This window comes from Streptomyces sp. NPDC058691, from assembly GCF_042714775.1.
Lineage (GTDB): Bacteria > Actinomycetota > Actinomycetes > Streptomycetales > Streptomycetaceae > Actinacidiphila.
In genome coordinates, this window is sequence record NZ_JBHXSO010000026.1 from 110040 (window position 1) to 117097 (window position 7058).

A 7058-nucleotide genomic window follows, 5' to 3' on the forward strand; every position below is an offset into this window, starting at 1 on the left:
GGACGGCCACCCCGTCCTGCTGATGGACTGCCCTGTGTGAATCCTGAACTCAAGGCCAAGGCCGAACTCTTCCGCTCCCTCCATGTCCCCGGCCGCCCCCTCCTGCTGGCCAACGCGTGGGACGCCGCGAGCGCCCGCGTCGCCGAGCGCGCGGGGGTCGCAGCCGTCGCCACCACCAGTTCCGGCGTCTCCTGGACCCTCGGCACCGCCGACGGCGGGCATGTCGACCCCGCCCTCGCGCTGGCGCTCACCGCCCGGGTCGCGGCGGCCGTCTCGGTCCCCGTGAGCGCGGACATCGAGGGCGGCTACGCGGCCGGCCCCGAGGGCGTCGCCGGCACTGTGCGAGAGGTCCTCGCGGCGGGCGCCGTCGGCGTCAACATCGAGGACTCGTACGACGACGGGCCGCAGCCGCTGCGCACCCCGGCCGACCAGGCCTCCCGCATCGCCGCCGCGCGCCGGGCCGCCGACGAGGCAGGGGTGCCGCTCTTCGTCCACGCCCGCACCGACACCTTTCTGCGCGGCCCCGGCGACATCAAGGAGACCCTGGAGCGGGCCGCCGTCTACCTGGATGCCGGCGCCGACGGCATCTTCGTCCCCGGCGTCACCGACCCGGCGCTCGTCTTCGAACTCGCCGCCGGCATCGACGCTCCCCTCGGCGTCCTCACCGGCCCGGGGGCGCCTCCCGTCGCCGACCTCGCCGCCGCAGGCGCCGCCCGCGTGAGCCTGGGCAGCGCCGTCGCGGAGGCCGCCTACGCCTTGGTCGACCGCGCGACCCGCGAGCTGCTGACGAGCGGCACCTGTGCCGGCCTCGCGGGCGGCATCCCCTGGGGCGAGCTCAACGCCCTGATGCTCCCGGAGGCGTGAGCGAAGGGCTCGGGTGGGCGGAGGGCTCGGGCCGGCGGAGAGCGTGGTGCGGCGGGCGCCTCGGCACCGCCGGCCCGCTCCCGGCGGACGTACCGATCCGCCCGTGATCGCACGGGGCCGCGAAGTGCCAGTTCAGAGGTGGCGGTTGAGTTCGGGCGATCCACGGGCCCCGGTTCGCCCCCTCCCGGCCGCGGCCGGGCGAACCGGGAAGGAGAACGGGCTATTTCACGGGGGTTACGCGCTCCACTCTTGACAACGTTGTCTGGTAAGGAACAGGCTAACCGCGATCTACGACAGGGTGTGCCCTTTCACGAGTCCCCCATCCCTTATGGAGCTTCCGCATGGTCCAGGACCTTCGCCCCAACTCGTGGCTGAGGCCAGGGCGGTTGTCGCCGCCTTGCACCGACGATCGCGGCACCGCTCCCCACTGACCTGTTCTCCGGGCCGAACCGCCTCCTGGCGCTGATCCAGGACGTCCCGCGGCAAGCCCGACGTGATGCTCCCGACCTCCAATGACGAAAGGTCTCTCCGTGTCACCTTCCCCCTCCGCCCGCCATTTGTCCCTGCGAAGATGGGCCAGCGCGGCGATAGCGCTGGCGCTGCCCGTGGGAGTGCTCGCCGTCGCACCCGGGGCGAGCGCCGCGGCGCCGCCGCCCGGCAGCTTCGGCTCCTCCTTCGAGTCGGCCGACCCGCAAGCCGCCCAGAGCACCGTCGAGGTCGACGGCAGCGGCAAGCCGGTCCAGGCGAACCTGAGCGGATCGACCGCCAACGGCCTGCCCGGCAGCCTGCTCGACCAGGTCGGCGCGGTGACCGCAAGCGCCGAGAACCCGCCGGGCGAGGTCGCCTCCAACGTCAAGGACGCCAATCCGTCGACCAAGTGGCTGACGTTCGACAAGACCGGCTGGGTGACCTACCGGCTGGCCAAGCCCGCGGCGGTGGTGAAGTACTCCCTGACCTCCGCGAACGACGCACCCGGCCGCGACCCCAAGAACTTCACCGTGCAGGGGTCGGACAACGGCAGTACGTGGACCGACCTGGACACCCGGACCGGTGTGACCTTCAGCGGGCGGTTCGCCACCAACACCTACAGCTTCAGCAACTCGACCGCATACGAGTACTACCGGCTGAACGTCACCGCGAACTCCGGTGACTCGCTCATCCAGCTCGCCGACTGGAACATCAGCGACGGCTCGAACGACCTGCCGCCGGCCACCCCGATGGTCAGCGTCGCCGGGGCCGGTCCGGTCAGCGGCTACAACATGAAGGCGGCTGCCGGATTCACCGGCGTGGCCTCGCTGCGGTACTCGGGCGGCGCCCGCGCCGACGGTCGCTCGTACGCGACCAACAAGCTGTACGACGTCGACATCCCGGTCGGGCCGAAGACCCGGCTGTCGTACCGGATCTTCCCCGAGTTCACCGGCAAGGACACCCAGTACCCGTCCACCTACGCGGCCGTCGACCTGCACTTCACCGACGGCACGTACCTGAGCGGGCTTTCCCCCGTCGACAGCCACGGCTACGCGCTCACGGCCGCCGGGCAGGGCGCGTCGAAGGTGCTCTACGCCGACCAGTGGAACGCGGTGCAGTCCGAGATCGGCGCGGTCGCGAACGGCAAGACGATCGACCGCGTCCTGCTCTCCTACGACGACCCCAAGGCAACCGCCGCGACTCGTTTCCAGGGCTGGCTCGACGACGTCACCGTGACGGGCACGCCGACTCCGGTCGACGGCTCCAGCCGGACCAACTACGTCGACACCCGGCGTGGCAGCAACGCGTCGGGCGGGTTCTCGCGCGGCAACAACCTGCCGATCTCCGCGGTGCCGAACGGCTTCAACTTCTTCACACCGGTCACCAACGCCGCGTCCAACTCCTGGGAGTACGACTACCAGCAGGGCAACAACGCGGCCAACCTGCCGACGTTGCAGGGACTCGCGATCTCGCACGAGCCCAGCCCGTGGATGGGTGACCGCAACCAGATGTCGGTCATGCCGGTCGCGGCCGGCGGATCGCTGACCGGAGCGCCCAGCACGCGCGCACTCGCCTTCAGCCACAACGACGAGATCGCGCGGCCGGACTTCTACCGGGTCACCACGCAGAGCGGCCTGATCGCGCAGATGTCGCCCACCGACCACGGTGGGATCATGCAGTTCACCTTCCCGTCCGGCAAGGCCACCGGAAGCCTCGTCTTCTTCAACGGCACGTTCACCATCGGGACGGATGGCACGTTCACCGGCTGGGTCGACAACGGCAGCGGCCTGTCGGCCGGTCGTAGCCGGATGTTCGTGTCCGGCACCTTCGACCGGGCGCCGACGGCGTCCTCGGCGACCTCCGCGACCTTCGACACCTCCGCGAACTCGCAGGTGACGATGCGGATCGCGACGTCGTTCATCTCGGTCGACCAGGCGCACCGGAACCTCGGCCTGGAGGTCACCGGCAAGAGCTTCGACCAGATCCACGATGCCGCCACCGCGGCGTGGAACGACCGGCTCGACCGGATCGAGGTGAAGGGCGCCAACGAGACGCAGCAGGTCACGTTGTACTCCAACCTCTACCGGCTGAACCTGTACCCGAACTCGCAGTCGGAGAACACCGGCACCGCCGCCGCGCCGCGCTGGCAGTACGCGAGCCCGGTGTCGGCGCCGACCGGCACGTCGACCGCGACGCAGACCGGCGCCAAGGTCGTCGACGGGCAGATCTACGTCAACAACGGGTTCTGGGACACCTACCGCACGGTGTGGCCCGCGTACTCGCTGCTCTACCCGGACGTCGCCGCCAAGATCGCCGACGGGTTCGTCCAGCAGTACCGCGACGGCGGTTGGATAGCCCGCTGGTCGTCACCCGGCTACGCCGACCTGATGACCGGCACCAGCGCGAACGTCGCGCTGGCCGAGGCCTACCTCAACGGCGTCAAGGTGCCCGACCCGCTCGCCGCGTACAACGCGGCCGTCAAGGACGCGACCGTGGCGTCCGGGCGCAGCGAGGTCGGCCGCAAGGGCATCGAGAACGCGCTGTTCCTCGGCTACACGCCGACCTCCACCGGCGAGTCCGTGTCGTGGGCGCTGGAAGGCTTCATCAACGACTACGGCATCGGGAACATGGGCGCGGCCCTGGCCAAGGACACGTCCGTGCCCAAGGACGACCGCAAGCGGATCAAGGAGGAGTCCGAGTACTTCCTCCAGCGCGCCCGCAACTACGTCAACCTCTTCGACACGAAGTCCGGGTTCTTCGAGGGACGCGACGCCAAGGGCAACTTCCTCACCGGCAACCCGCTGGACTGGGGCAACGCCTACACCGAGACGAACGGCTGGAACTTCGCGTTCACCGCGCAGCAGGACGGCCAGGGGCTGGCCAACCTGTACGGCGGCAAGAAGGGGCTGGAGCAGAAGCTCGACCAGTTCTTCGCCACCCCGGAGAACGCCGACCACCCGGGCGGCTACGGCGGCACGATCCACGAGATGCTCGAGGCGCAGGCGGTCCGCATGGGCCAGCTCGGCATGAGCAACCAGCCGTCGCACCACATCCCGTACATGTACGACTACGCCGGTGCGCCGTCCAAGACGCAGGCGATCGTGCGGGAGATCATGCAGCGCCTGTACGTCGGCGACGAGATCGGCCAGGGCTACCCGGGTGACGAGGACAACGGCGAGATGTCGTCGTGGTACATCCTCAGCTCGCTGGGCGTCTACCCGCTGCAGGCCGGCTCCTCCAACTGGGCCATCGGGTCACCGCAGTTCACTCAGATGACGGTGCACCGCGAGAGCGGAGACATCGTTGTCAACGCTCCAGGCAACAGCACGAAGAACGTCTACGTGCAGAGTGTCAAGGTCAACGGCAAGTCGCAGCGCGGGGTGTCCATCGACTCGTCCGTGCTCGCCCAGGGCGGCACGATCGACTTCCAGATGGGCTCTCAGCCGTCCTCCTGGGGCACCGGCAAGGACGACGCGCCGCCGTCGCTGACGGAGGGCACGGACGTGCCCAAGCCGTTCCAGGACACCTCCGGCCCCGGCCTCGGCACCGCCACCACCAGCGACGGGCAGGACGCGGCGAAGCTGTTCGACGACTCGTCGACCACGCAGATGACCTTCGCCACCGACGAGCCCCAGATCGACTGGGTCTACCGCGGCGGCAAGCAGACGCCGTCGTACTACACCCTCACCTCCGGTGCGGGCGCGGGCGATCCGGCGGACTGGAAGCTGCTGGCCTCCAATGACGGGATCACCTGGACCACTCTCGACTCCCGCCACCGCGAGGTGTTCACCTCACGCAACCAGACCCGGGCGTTCAAGATCGGCAATCCGGGCAAGTTCGCGCGGTTCCGCCTGGTCGTGAAGGAGACCGCCGGCGCCACGCAGACCAGCCTGGCCGAGGTCGAGTTGCTCGCGGGCGGCGACGTCCAGCTCGGCGGCGGGGACCTCACGGTCGCCCCGGCGGGCGGCGGGGTGCACGCGACGACCGGTGTCGCCGTCTCGGCGCCGCTGGCCACCGTCACCGGGGGCACCGCGAACGGCTACCAGGCCACGGTCGACTGGGGTGACGGCTCGCCGGTCACCACGGGCACCGTGTCCCTGAGCTCGCGTGGCGTGTACAGCGTCAGCGGCTCGCACACCTACGCCAAGCCCGGTTACTACCAGGCGGGCGTCACGGTGACCGACGGCACCGTCCAGGGCTCGGCCACGGTCGGAGCCGACGTGGCCTACGCGCCGAGTTCCAGCCTCACCGCTGCGTTCGACACCGTGTGCATCGGCGACGAGGGCGCCCTCGCCGCGAACTGCGACAGCAAGTCGTGGGCCTACTCGCGTGCCGCTCTCAAGGCGGCCGGTGTGACCCAGGGCCAGGAGCACGACGTGCCCGGCACGGCGCTGCACTTCACGCTGCCCGCGGTTCCGGCGGGTCAGCCGGAGAACGCTACGGGCAACGGCAGCACGGTCGCGCTCAACCTGCCGTCCGACGCCAAGAGCATCTCGTTCATCGGCGCCGGCACGCAGGGCAACCAGAACACCACCGGCACGGCGACGTTCAGCGATGGCAGCACCGCCGCCGTCCCGATCCAGATGAGCGACTGGACGCTGGGCGGCAACGCCAACGGCACGCCGGCCTTCGGGAACATCGTCATCGCCAAGTCCGCGTACCGACTGCTCGGCACGAGCCGGGACGGCGCACAGCCGTTCCTGTTCGCCACCACGCCGTACCAGATCCCGGCGGGCAAGACGCTGGTCTCGGTGACCCTGCCGAAGCAGACCGGCGACGCCGGTTCCGCGGGCAGGATCCACGTGTTCGCCATCGCCCACGACGGCACGCCGGACGCCGCGCTGGTGACCACCGCTCCCAAGGACCAGACGGCCACCTCGGGGAAGGTCCTCTCGGCCGACCTCGGTTCGGTGACCGGTGGCGTGGCCGGCCCGACGGGCTACCAGGCTCGCGTCCAGTGGGGTGACGGCACGGTTCCGGCCGATGCCACGGTCGACGCCTCCGGTGCGATCAGCGCCGAGCACACCTACGTGCAGGAGGGCACGTACACGGTCCACGTCACCTCGTGGGACACCCTGTCCAGCGGCACCGAGACGTTCACCGTGACCGTGGGCAAGGCGGATCTGCAGCCGTCGATCTCGGCGTCGGCGTCCGCCACCGTCTCCGCCGGTGACCCGATCACCATCAGCGGCAGCGGGTTCGCCGCCGGTGAGCAGGTGACCGTCAAGCTGGGCACCAGCCCGGCACGCACCTTGACGGTCGAGGCATCGGCGTCCGGCGCGGTGCACGCGTCGATCGAGGCGTCCGATGACGCGGAGCCCGGCCGGTACGCCATCACCGCCGCCGGCAAGTCCTCGCGGACGCCGGCGACGGCGACCGTCCGAGTGGCCGACGAGGCCGCGGAGCGGACGTACCGACCGGACGTGCTGCTGTCGGCGACGTCGGGGCCGCGTGCCACGGCGATCACCGTCAACGGCTCCGGGTTCGCACCGAACGAGGCTGTGAAGATCAGCTTCGGTCACGGGCTCTCCTCCGTCACCGTGCAGGCGAACGGTGACGGCGTGATCTCCGGCGCGACCATCAGCGTTCCGGGGACGGCCAAGCCGGGTCCGACCAGCGTCACGCTGGCCGGCGCCGATTCGGCGACCCATGTTCGGCTGCACTTCGAGGTGACCGACCAGAACTGAGCCGAAGCAGTAGAAGCCGCCGGTGGGCGGGGCCGCGAT

Annotated in this window: 2 protein-coding genes; both read left to right on the forward strand. The window is 70.3% G+C overall.

Annotation, left to right across the window (positions count from 1 at the left end; all coding sequences use genetic code 11):
- Window positions 1-36 precede the first annotated feature (36 nt).
- Window positions 37-864: an isocitrate lyase/phosphoenolpyruvate mutase family protein gene (locus tag ACFWVC_RS20205; RefSeq protein WP_384287442.1), complete on the forward strand. Its 828-nt coding sequence runs from the start codon at window positions 37-39 to the stop codon at window positions 862-864.
- A 530-nt stretch (window positions 865-1394) separates the two neighbouring features.
- On the forward strand, window positions 1395-7019 hold the full coding sequence (locus ACFWVC_RS20210; protein ID WP_384287444.1) for a GH92 family glycosyl hydrolase: 5625 nt from the start codon (window positions 1395-1397) through the stop codon (window positions 7017-7019).
- Window positions 7020-7058 lie beyond the last annotated feature (39 nt).